The 17,497-nt window shown below is 68.2% G+C and carries 24 protein-coding genes; 1 reads left to right on the top strand and 23 read right to left on the bottom strand.

Going from position 1 to position 17,497, the window contains the following annotated elements; genetic code table 11:
- Nucleotides 1-6: 6 nt before the first annotated feature.
- Together ACS5PM_RS11615 and ACS5PM_RS11620 are read right to left on the bottom strand one after the other, a co-directional pair.
- Nucleotides 7-258, bottom strand: coding sequence for a hypothetical protein (locus tag ACS5PM_RS11615; RefSeq protein ID WP_439387791.1), 252 nt, complete (start codon nucleotides 256-258; stop codon nucleotides 7-9).
- Between the two features lie 490 nt (nucleotides 259-748).
- Nucleotides 749-1,678, bottom strand: coding sequence for a hypothetical protein (locus tag ACS5PM_RS11620; RefSeq protein WP_439387792.1), 930 nt, complete (start codon nucleotides 1,676-1,678; stop codon nucleotides 749-751).
- Here ACS5PM_RS11620 and ACS5PM_RS11625 point away from each other — a divergent pair.
- The gene (locus ACS5PM_RS11625; protein WP_439387793.1) at nucleotides 1,656-2,177 is read left to right on the top strand and encodes a T3SS effector XopP-like protein; all 522 of its coding nucleotides are present in this window, start codon (nucleotides 1,656-1,658) and stop codon (nucleotides 2,175-2,177) included. The two genes, ACS5PM_RS11620 and ACS5PM_RS11625, sit on opposite strands and share 23 nt — an antisense overlap.
- A gap of 42 nt (nucleotides 2,178-2,219) precedes the next feature.
- Here the strand turns inward: ACS5PM_RS11625 and ACS5PM_RS11630 are convergent, their stop codons facing one another.
- The 21 genes from ACS5PM_RS11630 to sctC all read right to left on the bottom strand — a co-directional run bounded on the left by ACS5PM_RS11630 (nucleotide 2,220) and on the right by sctC (nucleotide 17,327).
- Nucleotides 2,220-3,200, bottom strand: coding sequence for a hypothetical protein (locus tag ACS5PM_RS11630; protein WP_439387794.1), 981 nt, complete (start codon nucleotides 3,198-3,200; stop codon nucleotides 2,220-2,222).
- Between the two features lie 93 nt (nucleotides 3,201-3,293).
- The gene (locus tag ACS5PM_RS11635; protein ID WP_439387795.1) at nucleotides 3,294-3,710 is read right to left on the bottom strand and encodes a hypothetical protein; all 417 of its coding nucleotides are present in this window, start codon (nucleotides 3,708-3,710) and stop codon (nucleotides 3,294-3,296) included.
- A gap of 242 nt (nucleotides 3,711-3,952) precedes the next feature.
- The gene (locus tag ACS5PM_RS11640; RefSeq protein WP_439387796.1) at nucleotides 3,953-4,600 is read right to left on the bottom strand and encodes a spermidine synthase; all 648 of its coding nucleotides are present in this window, start codon (nucleotides 4,598-4,600) and stop codon (nucleotides 3,953-3,955) included.
- Nucleotides 4,601-4,712: 112 nt separating this feature from the next.
- Nucleotides 4,713-6,920: a hypothetical protein gene (locus ACS5PM_RS11645; protein WP_439387797.1), complete on the bottom strand. Its 2,208-nt coding sequence runs from the start codon at nucleotides 6,918-6,920 to the stop codon at nucleotides 4,713-4,715.
- A 491-nt stretch (nucleotides 6,921-7,411) separates the two neighbouring features.
- Nucleotides 7,412-7,540: a hypothetical protein gene (locus tag ACS5PM_RS11650; protein WP_439387798.1), complete on the bottom strand. Its 129-nt coding sequence runs from the start codon at nucleotides 7,538-7,540 to the stop codon at nucleotides 7,412-7,414.
- An 8-nt stretch (nucleotides 7,541-7,548) separates the two neighbouring features.
- A complete protein-coding gene (gene sctN, locus ACS5PM_RS11655; RefSeq protein WP_439387799.1) occupies nucleotides 7,549-8,871 on the bottom strand; it encodes a type III secretion system ATPase SctN in 1,323 nt (440 codons plus the stop codon).
- Nucleotides 8,864-9,679, bottom strand: coding sequence for a type III secretion system stator protein SctL (gene sctL, locus ACS5PM_RS11660; protein ID WP_439387800.1), 816 nt, complete (start codon nucleotides 9,677-9,679; stop codon nucleotides 8,864-8,866). Before sctL ends, sctN begins: the two co-directional genes overlap by 8 nt.
- Nucleotides 9,673-10,329, bottom strand: coding sequence for a type III secretion protein HrpB4 (locus tag ACS5PM_RS11665; RefSeq protein WP_439387801.1), 657 nt, complete (start codon nucleotides 10,327-10,329; stop codon nucleotides 9,673-9,675). Before ACS5PM_RS11665 ends, sctL begins: the two co-directional genes overlap by 7 nt.
- Nucleotides 10,329-11,129, bottom strand: a complete 801-nt coding sequence (gene sctJ / locus ACS5PM_RS11670) for a type III secretion system inner membrane ring lipoprotein SctJ (protein WP_439388201.1) — start codon at nucleotides 11,127-11,129, stop codon at nucleotides 10,329-10,331. Before sctJ ends, ACS5PM_RS11665 begins: the two co-directional genes overlap by 1 nt.
- A gap of 135 nt (nucleotides 11,130-11,264) precedes the next feature.
- A complete protein-coding gene (locus ACS5PM_RS11675) occupies nucleotides 11,265-11,636 on the bottom strand; it encodes a type III secretion protein (protein ID WP_439387802.1) in 372 nt (123 codons plus the stop codon).
- A gap of 11 nt (nucleotides 11,637-11,647) precedes the next feature.
- Nucleotides 11,648-12,130, bottom strand: a complete 483-nt coding sequence (locus ACS5PM_RS11680) for an HrpB1 family type III secretion system apparatus protein (protein ID WP_439387803.1) — start codon at nucleotides 12,128-12,130, stop codon at nucleotides 11,648-11,650.
- On the bottom strand, nucleotides 12,127-12,291 hold the full coding sequence (locus tag ACS5PM_RS11685) for a hypothetical protein (protein WP_439387804.1): 165 nt from the start codon (nucleotides 12,289-12,291) through the stop codon (nucleotides 12,127-12,129). The genes ACS5PM_RS11680 and ACS5PM_RS11685 overlap by 4 nt, the downstream gene beginning before the upstream one ends.
- Nucleotides 12,292-12,375: 84 nt before the next feature.
- Nucleotides 12,376-12,570 carry a hypothetical protein gene (locus ACS5PM_RS11690; protein ID WP_439387805.1) on the bottom strand — a complete coding sequence of 65 codons (195 nt, stop codon included), beginning with the start codon at nucleotides 12,568-12,570 and terminating at the stop codon, nucleotides 12,376-12,378.
- Nucleotides 12,571-12,629: 59 nt separating this feature from the next.
- A complete protein-coding gene (locus ACS5PM_RS11695; protein WP_439387805.1) occupies nucleotides 12,630-12,824 on the bottom strand; it encodes a hypothetical protein in 195 nt (64 codons plus the stop codon).
- Between the two features lie 56 nt (nucleotides 12,825-12,880).
- Nucleotides 12,881-13,075 (bottom strand): hypothetical protein, encoded by a 195-nt coding sequence (locus ACS5PM_RS11700; RefSeq protein ID WP_439387805.1) that lies wholly within the window; start codon nucleotides 13,073-13,075, stop codon nucleotides 12,881-12,883.
- 56 nt (nucleotides 13,076-13,131) lie between these two features.
- Nucleotides 13,132-13,326 carry a hypothetical protein gene (locus ACS5PM_RS11705; RefSeq protein WP_439387805.1) on the bottom strand — a complete coding sequence of 65 codons (195 nt, stop codon included), beginning with the start codon at nucleotides 13,324-13,326 and terminating at the stop codon, nucleotides 13,132-13,134.
- A 56-nt stretch (nucleotides 13,327-13,382) separates the two neighbouring features.
- Nucleotides 13,383-13,577, bottom strand: a complete 195-nt coding sequence (locus ACS5PM_RS11710) for a hypothetical protein (RefSeq protein WP_439387805.1) — start codon at nucleotides 13,575-13,577, stop codon at nucleotides 13,383-13,385.
- A 118-nt stretch (nucleotides 13,578-13,695) separates the two neighbouring features.
- Nucleotides 13,696-14,103: a hypothetical protein gene (locus ACS5PM_RS11715; protein WP_439387806.1), complete on the bottom strand. Its 408-nt coding sequence runs from the start codon at nucleotides 14,101-14,103 to the stop codon at nucleotides 13,696-13,698.
- Between the two features lie 33 nt (nucleotides 14,104-14,136).
- Entirely contained in the window at nucleotides 14,137-14,400 is a 264-nt protein-coding gene (locus tag ACS5PM_RS11720; RefSeq protein WP_439387807.1) for a hypothetical protein, read from the bottom strand.
- Between the two features lie 12 nt (nucleotides 14,401-14,412).
- The gene (gene hrpD5 / locus ACS5PM_RS11725; protein ID WP_439387808.1) at nucleotides 14,413-15,426 is read right to left on the bottom strand and encodes an HrpD5 family protein; all 1,014 of its coding nucleotides are present in this window, start codon (nucleotides 15,424-15,426) and stop codon (nucleotides 14,413-14,415) included.
- Nucleotides 15,423-17,327, bottom strand: a complete 1,905-nt coding sequence (gene sctC, locus ACS5PM_RS11730; RefSeq protein ID WP_439387809.1) for a type III secretion system outer membrane ring subunit SctC — start codon at nucleotides 17,325-17,327, stop codon at nucleotides 15,423-15,425. Before sctC ends, hrpD5 begins: the two co-directional genes overlap by 4 nt.
- Nucleotides 17,328-17,497: the final 170 nt, after the last annotated feature.

Here is a 17,497-nt window from a genome sequence, read left to right on the forward strand (position 1 = left end):
CGGCCGTCACGCGCGCATGAAGACGCCGTAGCCGAGTTCGACCGGCCAGGAGGACGAGGGCGTTGCGTTCACGGCCTCGTTCGCCAGCTCGGTCGAATCCCCGAGCAGGGGCTCCGCGTTCTGGAGGCACTGGGCGAAGCGGCGCGCATCGGCAGCGGCGTCATCGCGCCGCTGCACTTCGCTCACGCCCATCTCCGATTTGCCGACTTTGGCAGCGTGCGACTCATGAATGCCGGAGTTGATGATTCCGAGAGACATGTCGACGGTCCTTTTCCATGGCTGAGGGTTGAGAGACTGGTCACGCACCCCGGCTGAAGTGCGTGCCCCTCCAAGTTAGACCGCCGGACGCCCTTCATGGGCGCGGGGGCGTAGAGCTTGCGGCGAAACACGAAGGCAGGTCATGGCACCGAGACACAGGCGCGGAATCTTCACGCTCCCGGGCTCGAATCAGCGACTGGCCTTTGAAGGCGCGCGGCTTCGTCGAGCGCGCGAACGCTTCGCCTGGGGCAACGGTGCGGCCTCGGTGGCCGATTAAGTTCCCGCGGGTCGGCGCAAGCAAGTCCGCGAGCCCGCAGTCTCTGGAAAGCACCTCGACATGGCAGGCGGAAGTGGCAAGAGCCGGGTCGGCGGCTCGTCGCCCGCCGGCCGGCAGACGAACCCGCCGAGAGCCGCGTCGTCGGGCGCTGGAACGCCGCCGCCGGCTCGCTCCGGCACGCTCGCCTCCAAGCCGGGCCTGGAACCCAGGCGCTCAGGCGCAAGCACCTCCGGTTCCGCCCGTGTTCGCAACGCATTGCTGCCGGCGCCGGTGCGGCAGACGGTCGAGAACCTGGCCTCGCTCGAACGGCAGAACGCGCGGCTCGAGGAGTCGATCCGCCTGCTGCGGCGTCTGCAGACGTCGAACGAGCTGGCCCTGCGGACCCAGGACACTCGCTTCCACAAGTCGACCATCAGGGATGCGCAGGCGTTCCTGGCGATGGAGTGCAAGCTCGACCTCAAGGCCGCGGCAGCCGATTGCGGCCTGCTGGCGGCCGACTTCACGCTGCGCTCGATGGGGCTGGAGGTCGCGACCGGAATGGCGCAGACCTGGGAGGAAGTGAGCTCCGGTCTCGGGGCCGGCCCATCCTCCGATGCACGGCCCGTGCTGACGCAAGGCCTGGCGCGCTTGAAGCAGCAGGCGCTGGAAATCGGCCAGTGCAAGGCCTTCGCCCTCGCGGTGCTGGCGCAGGCCCAGGAGGCCGGAGCCGAGGAACCGTCGTCGCCCATGTCGGCGCACCGGCAGTCCGCGGATCGCCTGGTGACACTCGCCTGCGACCTGCAGCGCTCCCTGGCCCTGAAGGAGGCCTCGCTCCACAAGGTGCGCATGCTGATGCACGAGATGCCGCCGGCCGCGCGCCAGGCCTTCAACGAGGTCCGCACGCTCACCGACGAGATCGAGCTTCAGGACACCGCCCTGGGCGAGGTGGAAGACGGGCCCGGTTTCGACGAGGTCAGGGCAGGGCATGCCCGCATCATCGAGTCGCTGCTGGAGCAGGTCGACAGGGCCGGCGACCGTTTTGCCGAAGTGGCCGCCGAGACCTGGTCGGACGAGGGCGACGGGCCGCAGCGCTGGCTGCACTCTCTCGAATACGCCCAGGTGCTGGGCGCCTTCGGCGCCGTTGGCGCGGCTGGACGAGCGCATCGCCTCGCTCGAGACGGTGCACGAGCGCATCCGGGCCGACGAAGTCTCGGGACTGAAGACACTGGAGCGGCCGAAGGACAAGCACGTCCATCGCCTGCTGGAACTCGGCGAGATCCAGGCCGTGACCGCGCCGGTCAAGCTGCCGTCCGATGGCGACGTGGGCGCGCTGGGCACGCTGTTCGAGATGGTGATCCAGCCGCGCCGGACACCGGGCGGGGAAGTGCCCCGCCCCATCTTCCTTCACGTCCACACCCGCACGCCGGTGACCGAGGAGCAATGCCTGGCGCTGGATTTCGACGCCTTCAGCGCGGCCCACGTGAAGAACGCGTGGCAGAAGAACCTCGGCCCGCGGTGGGAGCAGATGCAAAGCAGCCGCGAGAACGCTGGCGGGCGGCGCGATCAGGCGCCCGGCAGCGGAGGCAACGCGGACGCACCGCGGATCCACCGCGGGCGGGTAGGGGAGCAGCTCTGGAAGAAGCTGCGCGATCAGGTCGGCTGAGTGCCCTGCGCCCGGCTCGCCTTTGCGCGAGCCGTGGCCTGCTCAGTCGTGCCGCGTGAAGGTCCAGCTCAGGTGGGTCGCCATGCTCATGACGTTCTCGTAGCTCGGATCCGGCAGCATGGCCTGGGTGGCTTGCGCGATAGGGTCGAAGCTGAGGCGGTTTCCAAGCATGGCCTGCGCCTCGGCCATGGCGGACTCGTAGCTCAGGTCCATCATGGAAGTCGTGGCTTCCTCCATCGCCGACTCGTGGCTCAGATCGTTCATCGAGGCCTGCGCCTCTGCCGTTGCCGACTCGTAGCTCAGGTCGTTCATCGAAGTCCCGACTTCCGCCATCACGGATTCGTAGCTCATCCTGTGCGTCGCGGCACTGGCCTCGCCCATGGCGGACTCGTAGCTCAGGTCGTTCATGGTGGCGTGGGCATCGGCCATGGCGGACTCGTAGCTCAAGTCGCTCATCGAGAAACTGGCGGCCGCCATCGCATGCTCGGGGCTCAGGGTGTGCCCCATCTCGTTGTAGGCATCCGCCAGCGAGTGCTCATGGTTGAAGCCGGGGCCGGACTCGGCCTGGGAGACACCGTGGTGCAACTGCGCCATGGCGGCGTCCATCTCGTGCGCGTGCTGGACACTCATGTCGAGAATGGCCATGGCCTCGTCCAGCTGCTGCTGGTAACTCGTGCCCTGGGCAGCGTGGACGACGGAGTTCGCCAACGCGGTGTTGTGCGACGTCTGCATCTGCATCATGCCGATCACGCCCGCCGTGCTCTGTTGCTCCATGCCCATGAACCGTCTCATGTTCGCCAGCTGGGCGGCGTTGGGTCCGCCCACGTGACCGCCGAGGGGCGGCGGCTGGCGCGGCGGTGCGTGTCCCGCGGAAGGCGCACGGCCGTGCAGGCCGTGGGGCGTGGCGAAACTCTGCTGACCGTGGCGTGGCGGCACCTCTGGCGGCACCGTCGCGCGGCTGGCGGAGGGCGACCGGGTCGGTGTCGAGACGAACGGGTTGAAGCCGAGCTTGCGATCCTGCATGGTGGCTGTCCTGCTGCGGGTGGGGATGGACGCTCCCAACGCCGAGCGGCCGCGCAAGGCGGCCGGGAGTCTCGACGTGGGTTTGCCGGAGCGTTAAGCCAGGCCCGCCAGCTTCTCGCCAGCGCTCTTGATGGCCTTGGCCTTCATTTCGGCCATCGACTTCAGGAACTCGTTCAGGCCCTGCGCCGTCTGGGCTTCGGCGGTGGCCATGGCCAGTGCCGTGTTGTTCACCGTCTGCTGCCGCTGCATGGCGATGGCGTTCATCGTCTCGTTGTCCACCGGCGGACTCGGCGGCATCGACGGGTGGCCGCCGCCCGGGGGCGTCAACTGCTGGCGAGGCGGCATGTCGCCCATCGACGGCGGACGGCCCTGCAGGCCTTCCGGCGTGTGATGCATCTTGTTGCCGTACTCCGGCTGTGGCGGTTGCCAGCCTTCCTCGAAGGGGTTGGTGCCACCGGTGCCATGGACACCGCTGGTGTGAGGGTTGAAGCCGCCAATTTCATTGGACATGTCGAAACTCCGGGTGGTGGAGGAGGTGGTGGGGTGACCCGAGTATTCCGATCTGGCGGCGCCAGCCCTGGCCGGTGCGCGAAGAGGGCGACTGCAGCGCGAAGCCAAGCCACCCTGAGGCATCACTTCAAAGCCTGCAGGCCGCGACCCGGCTCATCTGCACGGTGCTGCCGATTGCGCTGCGGGCCCACAGCACGTCGCACGCAACGCGGCATGCCGCGGAACGGGCGATGCGGCATCCGTTACGGGCGCGTCGACCTTCTCGCGGCCGGCTTTGCCTTGGCGGCAGCGACCCTTCCAGCCGGCGGACGTTGGAAGAAGCCTTCCAGCAGCGCGACGACTTCGTCGACGAAGTCGGGCCTCTCGAAAAGCTCGGGCCGATGCGTGGCTGCTTCGTGGATGACCCGGTGTCGGCGCCGACCCAGATAGTGGTCACCGCGAGCCGCGAAATCGCTTTGGACACTGCAGGTCAACAGCTGGCCCACATCGACGCCTCGAAGGACTTGCCCGAGCCCTCGAAGGCCTACCACCGCAAGCAGCTTCAGATGTTTCTTCGCCTGATGAACGTCGGCTCGTGGCCGGTCTGGACCCCGCTGGCGGCGCTCGCAGGCGGCGTAGAAGGGCTCGGTGTCGAGCACCGGCTTCGCGGCCTCATGGTCGTAGACGTCGATGCTGATCACCTGCGCCGTGCCGGCGTGGGCCGGATCCGATACCCAGTGAGCGGCGTCGTCGAGGACAACGTTCAGCCGCGCGTCGTCCGGCAGGTGGAACCAGCGGCGATTCGCATCGATGACGGCAGGATTGATCTCGACGACGGTTGTCCGCAACCCGGGCACCGTGTGGCAGAAGCGCGTGAGGCCGCCGGTGGGGAAGATGTCGGCGGGATTCATGGCGTCACGCGAACGGAGCGCCCCCCGGAGCGCCGAGCAAAGCGGCGCACGTTCGCCTATCCGCCAAGGGGCGGGCTATCGACTCGCTCACGCTCGACTACGCATTGAAAGCTCAGGCGTCGGACTCGCTGTCGGTGTCCACGTCCACCGTCAGGCGGTTTTCGCGGGTGCGGGTCACCGAGGTGCCGATGGAGCGATCGATCTGCCTCTGCACGGCGCCGTCGGTGTCGATGTTGGCCTGGGCGGCGGCACTGAGCCAGAAGGGGCCGCGGTGGGCCTCGTCGGGCAGCGCCAGGTCCTCCGCGCACGTGCCGCAGGGCCGCATGGTGCCGGCCACGTGGGCCGGATCCAGCGGCTCGCCGTGGGTCTGCTTCGACCAGTGGTTGAGCCGGCGCTCGGCATGCAGGGCGAACGTGCGGCCATTCGCGCTGAACGATTCGATGGGCACGACGAAGGCGTTCTTCAGGATCGCGTCGAGGACCAGGTCGGCGGCGGGGTCGTAGTCCTCACCCTTGCGGCGTGCCTTGAGGTGACCGAAGAGCTTCTGCACGTGGCGATACTCCCGCTCGGACATGGAATCGACCAGCTTGTTGAGCTCGCCGCGAGCCGTCGCGCGGAAGTCTCCGCCGGCCAGGAGAGACTGGATCTTGCGCAGGTCGCTCGTGCGCCCGGCAGCCACCGCGATCGAGCCGGTGCGCTCGTCGAAATAGCATTGGATTTCGCTCGAGTCCGGGACCAGCAGCCTGAGTGTGGTCGACAGCCAGCGCAGCGCCTGGCGGTCCCGCTCGCCCTCGTAGCTGCGCGGGCCGCGTACGAGTCCGGCGTTGGAGACATAGAGGTTCTCCAGCTGCGAACGCTTGCTTCCGGTCGTATCGCCTTGAGGGACGATGAAGACCTTCGCCGGTTCGTTGCCGGCGGGCGCCAGCTGCACCCGTTTCATCAAGGACGAGGTGCCGCCCGAGCCGGACGCTTCACCCTTGGACGCGCGGCGAAGCGCCGCCAGCAACTCGTCCAGCCCTTGCGAAAGATGTGGCTCCAGTCGCTCGAGCCGCTCCTCGACGCGAGCCCGGTCGCGCACCAGGCCGCCGGGCCGCACGGCCACGGCAAACTCGTCGGGCGGCAGGCCGTGCCGGCGGGCGGCGTCCGCGGGCGACAGCCGGGGGTCGCGTTGCAGCTCGGCGATCGCCGCCGCCGCTTCGCGCCCCTTGCCGCGCAAGCCCTGCAGAAACTCCGTGGCGCTCACCTTGATGGCGGGCAGCGACCGCGCATCGTCCTCCAGCCCCAGCGTCCGCAGTGCCTGCAACAGCCCCTCGCGCTCCGAGCGGTAGTCCGGCAGGCTGGACAGGCAGCCCGGATCGACGAGGCGAACGCTGCCGCCGCTGATCGTGAGGAAGCCGCCGAGCAGATTGCCGCTGATGTTCAAGGCGGCCGCGACGGCATGGGTCGACTTCAGGCCGCGGCCGGCCTGCTCCAGGGCCTGCACGAGCAGGCGAGTGGTCATGTAGGCGCGTGACGAGCCGGCCCCTGCCGGCAGGGTCTTGGCGACCTCGGCATGCCCCAGCCGCTTCAGGAGGCGTTGCAGCTCGACACGCCGCTCGCCGTAGTCGGCCAGGCGAGCCAGGCTGGCCAGGGCGATGCGCGGCGAGCCGTCGGCCTTCAGCCACTTGGCGATCGTGTTCTTCGCGAGGCCGACAGCTTGCCCGAGCGCCTCGAGGGTGTCCTTGATCTGGTCTGCGCGCGGATGCTCGAGGCGCTCCACGAGGGCCGTCAGCGCACGGCACAGGATCTTGGCGCTCACGTGCTGTTTGCGTTGTGCCGCAGGATCGGGCAGATCGCCCTGGTGCAGATCGAAGGCACCGGCCAGGCGCTGCAGCGCCGGACGGTGGGCTTCGTAGCCTTCCATCCTCGCCAGCGTCTGCGCGAGGTTCTCGCCGGCCCACTTGGTCTTGCTGATCCAGCGGTTCACCGTCGATTTCGTGTAGCCGAACTCGGCCATGATCTCGGGCACCGCCTTGCCGGCGCGCGCCGCGGTGAGGATGTTCAGGACGTCCTCGGCGGCGTGGTTGCGGCGAGTGCCGCTGCCACTGGCCGAACCGGTATCCGGCTTGGGCGCGGGCCCCCGCGGGGCCTCGGCCGGCAGCGCCTCGGCAGCCTCGTGATGGCCCAGCTTCTGCAGCAACCCCTTCACTTCGTCGCGATGGGTTTCGAATCCCTCCAGCCGGGCGACGTAGTACATCTTCCTGCACAGGCTGCCGTCGGGATTCACCCAGCTGGCGATGTACTCCCGCGACTGGTTCAGCGTGCGTGCGACGTGGTCCATGGCGTCCCGCCCTCCCGGCGCCGGGGGGCGAGTCTTCCATTGCAGGACGGCCTGCAGCGTGAGCTTCAAAGCCGAGGCGTCGAACTTTTGGTAGTTCCGGCCGCTGGCCTTCTTCAGCTCCTGCGCTTTCGACGGGGTGGCGCGCGAGGAACTTGCGCCCAGGCTTGAAGCCTGAGCGAGCGCAGGCGGCGGCACGCGCGAGGGCGGCGGCGCGAACGCCTGGCGTGGTGCGAGCGAGTTCGCGGTGGAGGCCCTTGGTGGGGGCAGTCCATCGGGCCGGACGGGCCGCGACGGCACGCGGCTCGCCGAGCCTGCCGACATTCCCGTGCGAGGCCGCTGCGCTTCACGAGCAGCGGCGTCCGGCGCCGATGGCGCTGGTCGCTTGCCGCCTACACCGTCGACCATGGCTTCAGGCCCTCGCCACCTGGGTCAGGAGGGGGACATCCCGTCGTGATCGGTGATGGTCTCAGGGGGAGTCACCGAAAGCACCCTCAATGCGCCACGCCGATCTCGATCTCGGTGTTCTCTTCCAGCCATTGGGCCACCGGGTCGCCGGCCTCGTCGGCCACGCCCTGTTCCAGAAGGCCGATGCGCAGCACTTCGAGTGAAGCGCATGTCATGCGTCATGTCACGCCCCGGCGACCAGCGTCAGTGCCTCCACCGACCTGTCGTAATCCCACAGGTCGGAAGTGGCCTGGCAGAGGTACTCGCGGATGTACTTGGCCTTCTGCACCGCCTCGTCGGCCAGCGGATCGTTGCCGGGCTTGTATTCGCCCATCTGCATCAGCGGCTCGATCTCGTCGTACTTGGCCATGAGCTGCCGCATCTTGCCGTTGGCCTTGCTGTGCTCCTTGGGCACGATCTGAGACATCACTCGCGAAAGGCTGCCGAGCACGTCGATGGCGGGGTACTGGTTGCGCGCGGCGATCTTGCGCGACAGGATCAGGTGGCCGTCCAGGATGCCTCGCACTTCTTCCGAGATCGGGTCGCCGCCGCTCTCGTCCTCGTACAGCACGGTGTAGAGCGCGGTGATCGAACCCGTGGCGCCCATGCCGGCGCGCTCGAGCAGGCGCGGGATCTCGGCGAAGACCGAGGGCGGGAAGCCGCGACGCGCCGGCGGCTCGCCGGCCGCCAGTCCGATCTCGCGCTGGGCCCGCGCGAAGCGGGTCAGCGAGTCCATCATCAGCAACACCTTCAGGCCCTGGTCGCGGTAGTACTCGGCCACCGCCGTGGCCACGTGCGCGGCCTTGGCGCGCTCGCTGGAAGAGCGGTCGGAGGTGGCGCAGATGACCACCGAGCGCGCCATGCCCTCGGGGCCGAGGATGAACTCGACGAACTCGCGCACCTCTCGGCCGCGTTCACCGATCAGCGCGATGACGCTGATGTCGCACTGGGTGCCTCGCGCCAGCATGCCCATCAGGGTGGACTTGCCGACGCCGGCCGGCGCGAAGATGCCCATGCGCTGGCCTTCACCGAGCGTGATCATGCCGTCGATGGCCTTCACGCCGGTCGGCAGCGGGTGCTCGATCATCTCGCGCTCCATCGGCGTGGGCGGCAGCGCGAAGACGGGGCGGCGCTCCACGCAATCGATGGGGCCCTTGCCGTCGATGGGCTGGCCGAGGCTGTCGATCACTCGCCCGAGCAGCTTCTTGCCCACGGGCACCGAAAGCACCTCGCCCAGGCCCACGACGGCCGAGCCGCCGCGCACGCCCAGGATGGAGCCGAAGGGCGAGAGGATGCTCTGGCCGTTGGAGAAGCCCACCACCTCGGCGGCCTGCAGCAGGTCACCGCGCTCGTCCAGCACGTGGCAGAGCTCGCCCAGCTGCGCGTCCAGGCCGGTGACGCGGATCAGCGTGCCGATCACCTCGACCACCTTGCCGGTGCGGCGCACCATGCTCGCCGCGGCGAGCTCGCGCTCCATCCAGCGGGTGACTTGCGCGAGGTCAGACATCGGTCGCTTCCTCGTCGTCCTCGCCGGCGTGCTGGGCGTCCTCCTCCGGCCCGGCCGCCTCGGCCTCGGCCTCGGAGTCCTCGGCGGCCTCCGCCAGCGCCATGCGGGTGGCACGCTGAAGCGCGGCACGCATGCCGGCAAGCTGGACGTCCAGGCTGGCGTCGAGCCGGCCCAGGGGCGATTCGAAAATGCAGGCACCCGGCCGCAGCGCAGCATCGGCCTGCACCTGTATCCGTGGGCCGTCAGAGTTCGCGCCACGGTCGGCCGCCAGTGCCGCCTCGGCGGCCGCGGCTTCGTCCGGGTGCACGAACATCTGGGCACTGCCGGCTTCACGCAAAGCCTCGCGCACGCCCTGCAGGGCACGCGCGAAGGCCGCATCGCGGGATTCGGAGCGCACGATGCGTTCGACCGCCAGGGCGACGATGCCGGCCAGGCGGTCCTCATTGCCGTCGAGCAAGGTGTCGTGACGGGCCTGCAGTTCGGCGAAGCGCTCGTGCCACTCCGCGGCGGCTTCGACGCCTCCTTCTTGGTAGCCGCGCGTTCGCTCCGCCTGCGCCTCGAGTTCAGCCTGCTCTCGCAGTGCATCAGCCTCCCGGCGGGCTTCGAGGACCAGCTTGCCGGCCTGCTGCAACGCGTTGTCCAAGAGGCGCTCGGCGTCCTCCTCGGCGCGCAGGCGGATGGCCTGTGCTTCTTCTCGAGCCTCGCCGAGGATCTCGTCGAGCTGGGTCACGGTGGCGAATTCATGCGCGCGCACGATGCCGCGCTCGGCCAGCAGCTGGCCTCCGCCGGGGCTGGACCAGATCAGCATGAGGATCTCCCTTGCGAGGAATTGAAAAGGGTGTCGAGTTCGGCCAGCCGCTGGGCCGCCGGCGAGATGGCACGGGGCACACGGGAGGCCGGCGGCGCGTCGCCGCGCGAGGCGGGCAAGCCGAGTCGGGCCAGGCGACGAACACCCCGGTGCGGCCAGGCGTGCGCGGACAGCAGCTCGCGGTAGCCGACCCAGGCCCAGGCCAGCGGCGCCCAGGCCGCCACATCGGCCGGCACGGCCATGCCGCCGCCGCGCGAGCGCAGCACGTCGAAGGCCGGCCCCAGCAGCTCCTGCAGCGCCGTCCGGGCCGGCCTGTGGATGCAGCAGCGCAGCACGCCGGGGCGGCCGAGCAGGGCAAGGGCCACGAGGCGGGCCAGCAGTTGGCGCCGGTCCATCAGCGCCAGCTGGCCGGCTGTGTCGTCCAGGGCGGTCAGGGGAGGGCGCGCGCCGCAGCAACGGTCCAGCAAGCCGGCAGCCATGCGCCTGCGCACGGGCTCGTTGCCTTCGCCGACCATCCAGGGCGCGGGCTCGCCGGCCAGCCCCAACGGGGTGCGCCAGCTCGGATCGACATCGCCGTGAAGGTGTTCCAGCCGGGCCTGCAATTCACCGGCGAGTGCCGCGAGCCTGGCTGCCGTGCCGGGGGCGTGCATCACACGGGCGCTCCGGCAGGTTCAGCCGCCGGCAGGGCGGGTGCGGGCTCGGCGGCGCCGCCGGGCAGCTTGCGGCGGATGCCGGCGGGCAGCCAGGCCGGGCGCTTCCAGGCGATCCAGCCGCCGCCACCGGCCAGGCCGAGCAGCAGGACGAGCAGGGTGATCCACAGCGCGAGATAGGAAGCCACAGGCGGCGGCGCGGGGGCCACCGGTGCCGCGGCGACCGTGGTGATGGTGACGTTCTCGTAGGGCAAGCCCTCGACGCTGCGCGCGACCATGTTCTTGATCGCCGCGGTCAGGCCGGCCAGGTTGGCGTTCTCGCGGTACTTCAGGAACACCGAGGCGCTGGCCGGCTTGATGGTGGTGGCCAGCGGGTCGTTGTTCGGCAGCACGATCTGCACGCGGGCCGTGACGACGCCGTCGATCTGCGACAGCGTGGCCTCCAGCTGCTGCGCCACACCGTAGATGAAGCGCACGCGCTCCTCGGTGGGCGTGGAGATCATGCCCTCCTTCTTGAACATCTCGCCCAGCGTGACGTGCCGCTCGCGCGGCAGGCCGTAGCCCTTGAGCACCGCCATGGCGCGCACGACGTTCTGCTCGTCGACCTGCACGTTCCACGTCTTGCCCGCATCGCCCGTCGACTTGCCCGCCGGCAACCCGTTCTCCAGCAACGCCGCCACCATGTCGTTGGCGTCGTTCTCCGTCTGCTTGGTGAACAGATCCGTCTTGCACCCCGCCAGCGCGAACATGGCCAGCAGGACGATCCAACGGCACCACGATGTACTTTTCTCGAAAAACATTTCGGTCACTCCAAAGATCGTCCGGGCACTCAACACACCGATCCGCACCCATTCCAGGGCGTGCGCGGATCCGGCTCTGCCGGTCCGCTGCGCGAGCCCCCTCGGGGGGCAGGCCCCGGCAGGGGCCGTGGGGGCTTATTGACCGCGCATCAACGTCTGCAACCCGTTCTTGCTGCTCTGCGCCAGGTACACGCCGGAATTGAACTGGAACTGCACCGTGGCGATCTCGTAGGTGAGCTCGATCTGGCGCGCCGTGATCTCGTTGTCGTTGGCGTTGATGTTGTTGGCCTTGGCCAGAGCGTGCATGTCCTGCAGGGACTTGCGCATGGCTTCGTCCTGCTGCAGCAGCGCCTGGCCGAGGCCCGAGGACGAGCTGGCTTCGACGCTGCTGGCTTCAGGCACACGCTCCATCAGGGCGGCGAACTTCTGCGCCATCCCTTGGGCGGGACCGTTCTGGGCCGACGCGCTTTGCATCACGTCGATCGCTGAGATGGGGCTGATGGGCATGGTCATGATGCTCAGGCTCGCATGTGGAACATGAAGGACATGTCGAAAGGAATGGGCTGGCCCGCGAAAGGCTTCTCGCTCGCCGTCTCGACTTCGGCAGGGGTGTCGCCGGTCGGGGCCTTCTTCTTCTTGAGGCTGTCGATCATCTCGAGCGCCTCGTCGCTGGGATCGTCCCCGTTCAGGACGTCGTTCGCACTGACCTCCCACTCGGAATCCTTGAGGTGGTGCTGGCAGCTGGCCATCATGGCCTTGGCCAGGCTCCACTGGGTCGGGCTGTTCTCGAGGTTGCGCATCAGGTGGATGCACTCCTTGTACTCGCCCCTCTTGATCAGGATCCAGCCTTCGAGGATGTCGAGTTCGAGCAGGCGAGGCCGCAGCACGCGCACGCCGGCCAGGATGGACGCGGCATCGTCGGGCAGGTCATGGTCGATCGCCTTGCTGACCAGGCCGATCAGTCGTGCGACGAACTCCTTGCGGTCGAGTTTCGGGTTCATGGGGCTTCCGTATCCTTGGTCTGAATAAACGTCGGGCCGGCCGACGTGCCGGCCGACGCGAATTCGCCGGTGAGGCAGGCGGGCTCAGTCCCGGCCTTGGCCTGCATGGCGTAGGCCACGCACGCCAAGACCGCCACGGCGACAACGCTGAATTGGCGCATGGGGGGGTCCTGGTGGAGTCGAGGTCGGCAACCGCCGGCTCTCGCGCGGGCAGGCCCGCCGCGAGAACCTGACGATCGTCTTGCTCAGGCCAGGCCGGCGAGCTTTTCGCCGGCGGACTTCACGCACTTCGCGCCGAGTTCGGCCATCGACTTGCGGAACTCGTTCTGCGCTTGCTGGTCCATCGCCTTGGCGTTGGCCGCGGTCAGCGCGGTGTTGTTCGCCATTTGCTGCTCTTGCAGCTGGATGGCCTTCTTGGTGTCGATGTCGGGACCTGCCATGATGAATATCTCCTGTGGTCAGTAGGTGGGTGAGGAAGAAGAAAAAGAAGAGACGGGAATCAAGCCAGGCCGGCGAGCTTTTCGCCGGCGGACTTCACGCACTTCGCGCCGAGTTCGGCCATCGACTTGCGGAATTCGTTCTGCGCTTGCTGGTCCATCGCCTTGGCGTTGGCCGCGGTCAGCGCGGTGTTGTTGGCCATTTGCTGCTCTTGCAGCTGGATGGCCTTCTTGGTGTCGATATCGGGACCTGCCATGATGAATTTCTCCTGTGACTAGTGGGGTGGGGTGAGGGAAGGAAAGAGAGCGGGAATCAAGCCAGGCCGGCGAGCTTTTCGCCAGCGGACTTCACGCACTTCGCGCCGAGTTCGGCCATCGACTTGCGGAATTCGTTCTGCGCTTGCTGGTCCATCGCCTTGGCGTTGGCCGCGGTCAGCGCGGTGTTGTTGGCCATTTGCTGTTCTTGCAGCTGGATGGCCTTCTTGGTGTCGATATCGGGACCTGCCATGATGAATTTCTCCTGTGACTAGTGGGTAGGGGTGAGGGAAGGAAAGAGAGCGGGAATCAAGCCAGGCCGGCGAGCTTTTCGCCAGCGGACTTCACGCACTTCGCGCCGAGTTCGGCCATCGACTTGCGGAATTCGTTCTGCGCTTGCTGGTCCATCGCCTTGGCGTTGGCCGCGGTCAGCGCGGTGTTGTTGGCCATTTGCTGCTCTTGCAGCTGGATGGCCTTCTTGGTGTCGATGTCGGGACCTGCCATGATGAATTTCTCCTGTGACTAGTGGGTGGGGGTGAGGGAAGGAAAAAGAGCGGGAATCAAGCCAGGCCGGCGAGCTTTTCGCCAGCGGACTTCACGCACTTCGCGCCGAGTTCGGCCATCGACTTGCGGAATTCGTTCTGCGCTTGCTGGTCCATCGCCTTGGCGTTGGCCGCGGTCAGCGCGGTGTTGTTCGCCATTTGCTGCTCTTGCAGCTGGATGGCCTTCTTGGTGTCGATGTCGGGACCTGCCATGGTGAGTTCTCCAAAGTGAGTGAGTCGCGGATTCACCGCTCAGTTGCGAAGGCCACAACCGCGTGACCTTCATCCGTTCGGCATGCCCGGCGCAGGGCCGCGCATGCCATGTCTTGTGTCAGTGCGCGTGCGTCAGCCTGCCGAGGTAGCCGAGCACGCCGTGGGCGGCCTGGCGGACATCGGTGTCGATGCTGGTCGCCAGCACGTTGTCTATCCATTGCTTCCAGCCCGGGTCGCCGCCGAAGAGCATCGCGATCGCGAGTGCCACCTTGCTGGCGTCGTCTTCGGGGTTGTCCTCGACCTTCGCGCCGAGGGTCTCGCGGGCATAGTCCAGCTGACCGGCCATCGCCAGGGCCACCGCACGGTAGACCTCGAAGCTGCCGCTCTCGTCGAGCGTGAGGGCGACGGCGTCGCTGATGATCTGGGCGTCTTCACCCATGCGGTACACCGTGCCCAGCAAGCCGACGCTCATCAGGTTGCGGTAGATCACCGGGTACGGCCGGCTGGAGGAGGGTTGGCCTGTCATGGCTGAAAACCTTTCTTCGTTCTCGGGTGAGGCTCAGGCGGGCAGGGCGCTGCCGTGCAGCGACTCCCAGACCTTTTGGATCACGCGTTGCGAGGCGTAGAAGGCCTCGATCAGCTGCGAGACGAGTTGGCGTTCGGCACCGACCTGGGAGGTCTGCAGCATCGAGCTGCTTTCCTTGGCCACTTCGCCGAAGTAGCCGATCATGGCCCGCGCGCGTTCGCCGCTGAGGTCCTCGGTCAGCGCCTGCTCGAGGTTGGCCAGGTCGCCGAAGATCGTTTGCTCGAGAGAGTCGTTCATGGTCGTATCGGGTTAGCGTGGAAGGGAGTCGACCGCCTCTTCGGGGTCGGTGGAGGTCACGGAGATGTGCTTGACGCCGTCCCGCGTCTGCACGTATTGCAGTCCGTCCGAGCTGAGCGCTGCCGACAGCGGCGCGTGGCCCGAAGGCGGCAACTGCGTGGCGGCGACTTCCACCGAGCGCACCAGGGGTGCGAGGTCGGTCGCGACGCGCTCGGCGCTTTCGCGCAGCTTGGCCAGATCGTCCACCGAGCCGCTGACCACGAAGTGGCCGCTGCCGCGGTGCGTGACGGTCAGGCCGGGACGGCCCAGGGCCTCGGTGATGCTTTGCGCCACATCGGTGACGGCGGCGTAGGCGTGCACCACGCGTTCGCCCTTGAAGGCAGACAGTCGCTGGCGCAGGGCATCGGCATCCGAAGGCTGCTTCACCAGGCCGCGCACGATGACGCTGCCGCCTTCGTTGCGCACTTCCAGGCCGTCAATCGTCATGTCGGCCAGGGCGCGGCCTATGCGCGTCTCCAGAGGCAGGATCACGGCGGCCTGGTGGCCGGCGGAGCGCTCGCTGCCTTGGCCGAGGCGGGCCATGGCGGCGCCCAGGGCGGCCGTCATGAGCGCGGTGCCGACGAAGGCAGGAAGCAGGTAAGGCGAGTGGCGTTTGCGGGCCGGCTCCGGCGCGGCGACAACCTGGTTGGCAGCCACGGCCACGGGGGCCGTCAGCGAGGCGATGAGGTCGACTTCGGCGGGCCACGCGGCATCGACCGGGCCGGCACAGAGCACCACGTTGCCGAAGCGGCGGGGCGAAAAGTCGCCCAGGGGGGCGAACGCCTCGGCCGCGGCTTCGGCAGCGCCCTGGGGCAGCATCGCGAATCGGAGCATCTCGTCGTCGTCCACCTCGATCACCATCGGCTCGGAAGTCCAGTCGAGGAGCTGGATATCCGCTTCGTCGTCTGCGCTGATGACCCAGCGCGTTGAAATCAAATTTACGTGGGCTCCGGCGTGCTTGCCGGTGAGGATGCGAAGCTGCTTCATGGCCTGCGAAGCTCCTGCGCCTGGACTTGCGATTGCGTGCTGTTGCGGGCCGGCACGGAGCTGGCCACCACCGGCGTGGTGCTGGTCGTGGTGCCCGTGGCGGGGCGGAAGTTCGCACCCACGAGGCGCGGCGTGATCAGGAACAGGCGCTCGGTGCGCGTGACCTGGCGTTCGGTGCTGCGGAAGATGCCGCCCAGCAGGGGGATCTTCGACAGGCCCGGCACGCTGTTGTCCTGGACCTGCTCCGTCTCGACGGTGATGCCGCCGATGAGCAGGCTCTCGCCTTCGCGCACATGGGCTTCGGTGCGGATCTCGGTTTTCTTGACGACCGGCACCGCATCGATCTGGCGCGTCTCGAACGCACCGTCCTCGATGTAGAGCGACAGCTTGATCTCGCCATAGTCGCCATCGATGACCTGGGGCGTCATCTCGAGCAGCGTGCCGGCCTCGACCTGGAACAGGTTGGCCTCGCGCTCGCCCGCCACTCGGACGGAGGCGACGCGCTTCTCACGCATCACCGCCGCGCGGTTGGCGACCCCGAGCACCGAAGGCTTCGAAAGTACTCGCGCCTTGCCCTCGCTTTGCAGGGCATTGACGCGGGCCAGCAACTCGCGCCCCGCGTCGGAGACGAGGGTGCTGAGGGTGAAGGCATTGGCCGCACCTGGCGTGGCTGGTGCAGGACTGGTCAGCGAGACGGAGCCGCCCGAGCCACGCATCGACCAGTTCACGCCCAGCGCGTCGACGCTGTCGGAGTTGACCTCGATGATGGTCGCCTCCAGCTCGACGAGTCGGGGCTTCTGGTCCAGCCGGCGGATCAGGGCCTCGTACTCGGCCATGCGGTCGGCGCGGCCCTGCACGATGACGGCGTTGTTGCCTTCGTCGGCCTCGAAGCGCGGCGGGTTGTCGTCGGCATCACCGCCTCCGCCCTTGGAGTACGACTGGTTCGGCTCGGAAGTCGGGGATCCGTCCTTCGCATTGGCGCGAGGCAAGGGCGGCAGGAACTGCGACGAGCGCGGCATGGGGACCGCGGCACTCTGCTTCTTGCGCACGTTGGCCTTGATCTGGTCGATCGCATCCGCGCTGGCCCGGCCGGCGCCCGCGTCCTCTTCGGTGTAGAGCTTGCGCAGGGTCGAGGCCACGCCGGGGATGAGCACGTCGCCCATCTGTCGATCCGCGGCAGAGGCGAACTGCAGCTCGAACACGCGGACGGTCCGCTCGGCGCTTTCGCTCACGCCGGCGTCGAGTGCATCGAGGGCAGCGTTGATCAGTTCCACGTGTCGCGGCGGGCCGGAGATGTAGAGCGTGCTGTTGGCCTCGTCGAAACGGATGGGATAGCGCTTGTCGCCCAGGCGCAGCGACGTCAGCAGGCCGTTGACCTGGTCGCGGCGGAAACCCTTGAGGCGGAACAGGCGGCTCTGCACCGCGCGACCGGGATAGAAGTACAGGGCCGTGCCGTCGTGGTACCAAAGCAGGTTGTAGGCCCGCGCAATGCCCTCGAGGAAGTCGCGCGGCCGGGCGTCGAAGTTCGCGTTGACCATGCCTTCGACGCCATCGGCGACGACCGCCGGAACGCCCTGGCTGGCAGCGAAATCCTGCAGCACGTCGGAAAGGCGCTTGCCTTCGGCGCGGTAGACGAAGCGGCCGTGGTCCAGCGCGCTGGAGGAGCGGGCGGCCTGGGCCACGGGTGCAGTGGCCTTGGCCACCGCGCCAGGGCTGGTGATGGCGGTCTTCTGGCGCACCGGCGCGCTGCCGGCGAGGTCCTGGCTCAGGCGCAGGGGTGCGGCAGCGTCGGCGGCGAGGACGTCGGCGCTGGCGAGGCCCGCCAGCGCCATCGCCAGCGTGAGCCGTGCGACGCGCAGTTCGGCGCGGCGAGGCGTATGGGGCGTGGCGTTGGGGTTCAAGCGGTGGTCCAGGTTTGTGTTTCGATCTGGAACGCAGCGTAGGCGCCGCGACCCGCCCGGCAAGGGCCGGATGCGAAGCCGCACGGTGCTGTGCGAAGTCGACGTGCGACGGCCGCACAGGCTCCTCGCAAGCGCCGCACAGAACACGAAGCCCGACGGGCCTTGCCTGC

The organism is Ideonella flava (genome assembly GCF_051857595.1).
GTDB lineage: Bacteria > Pseudomonadota > Gammaproteobacteria > Burkholderiales > Burkholderiaceae_C > Ideonella.

Coding starts and splice junctions, on each gene's coding strand:
- ACS5PM_RS11675 (WP_439387802.1), bottom strand. CDS start 11,636: ATGCCCATCAGCCCCATCTCAGCGATCGACGTGATGCAAAGCGCGTCG.
- ACS5PM_RS11650 (WP_439387798.1), bottom strand. CDS start 7,540: ATGACATGCGCTTCACTCGAAGTGCTGCGCATCGGCCTTCTGGAACAG.
- sctN (WP_439387799.1), bottom strand. CDS start 8,871: ATGTCTGACCTCGCGCAAGTCACCCGCTGGATGGAGCGCGAGCTCGCC.
- ACS5PM_RS11645 (WP_439387797.1), bottom strand. CDS start 6,920: ATGGACCACGTCGCACGCACGCTGAACCAGTCGCGGGAGTACATCGCC.
- ACS5PM_RS11680 (WP_439387803.1), bottom strand. CDS start 12,130: ATGAACCCGAAACTCGACCGCAAGGAGTTCGTCGCACGACTGATCGGC.
- sctJ (WP_439388201.1), bottom strand. CDS start 11,129: ATGTTTTTCGAGAAAAGTACATCGTGGTGCCGTTGGATCGTCCTGCTG.
- ACS5PM_RS11635 (WP_439387795.1), bottom strand. CDS start 3,710: ATGTCCAATGAAATTGGCGGCTTCAACCCTCACACCAGCGGTGTCCAT.
- ACS5PM_RS11620 (WP_439387792.1), bottom strand. CDS start 1,678: ATGCGCTCGTCCAGCCGCGCCAACGGCGCCGAAGGCGCCCAGCACCTG.
- ACS5PM_RS11685 (WP_439387804.1), bottom strand. CDS start 12,291: ATGCGCCAATTCAGCGTTGTCGCCGTGGCGGTCTTGGCGTGCGTGGCC.
- ACS5PM_RS11710 (WP_439387805.1), bottom strand. CDS start 13,577: ATGGCAGGTCCCGACATCGACACCAAGAAGGCCATCCAGCTGCAAGAG.
- ACS5PM_RS11715 (WP_439387806.1), bottom strand. CDS start 14,103: ATGACAGGCCAACCCTCCTCCAGCCGGCCGTACCCGGTGATCTACCGC.
- ACS5PM_RS11630 (WP_439387794.1), bottom strand. CDS start 3,200: ATGCAGGATCGCAAGCTCGGCTTCAACCCGTTCGTCTCGACACCGACC.
- sctL (WP_439387800.1), bottom strand. CDS start 9,679: ATGCTGATCTGGTCCAGCCCCGGCGGAGGCCAGCTGCTGGCCGAGCGC.
- ACS5PM_RS11695 (WP_439387805.1), bottom strand. CDS start 12,824: ATGGCAGGTCCCGATATCGACACCAAGAAGGCCATCCAGCTGCAAGAG.
- ACS5PM_RS11700 (WP_439387805.1), bottom strand. CDS start 13,075: ATGGCAGGTCCCGATATCGACACCAAGAAGGCCATCCAGCTGCAAGAA.
- ACS5PM_RS11705 (WP_439387805.1), bottom strand. CDS start 13,326: ATGGCAGGTCCCGACATCGACACCAAGAAGGCCATCCAGCTGCAAGAG.
- ACS5PM_RS11640 (WP_439387796.1), bottom strand. CDS start 4,600: ATGAATCCCGCCGACATCTTCCCCACCGGCGGCCTCACGCGCTTCTGC.
- ACS5PM_RS11615 (WP_439387791.1), bottom strand. CDS start 258: ATGTCTCTCGGAATCATCAACTCCGGCATTCATGAGTCGCACGCTGCC.
- ACS5PM_RS11665 (WP_439387801.1), bottom strand. CDS start 10,329: ATGCACGCCCCCGGCACGGCAGCCAGGCTCGCGGCACTCGCCGGTGAA.
- ACS5PM_RS11690 (WP_439387805.1), bottom strand. CDS start 12,570: ATGGCAGGTCCCGACATCGACACCAAGAAGGCCATCCAGCTGCAAGAG.
- ACS5PM_RS11720 (WP_439387807.1), bottom strand. CDS start 14,400: ATGAACGACTCTCTCGAGCAAACGATCTTCGGCGACCTGGCCAACCTC.
- hrpD5 (WP_439387808.1), bottom strand. CDS start 15,426: ATGAAGCAGCTTCGCATCCTCACCGGCAAGCACGCCGGAGCCCACGTA.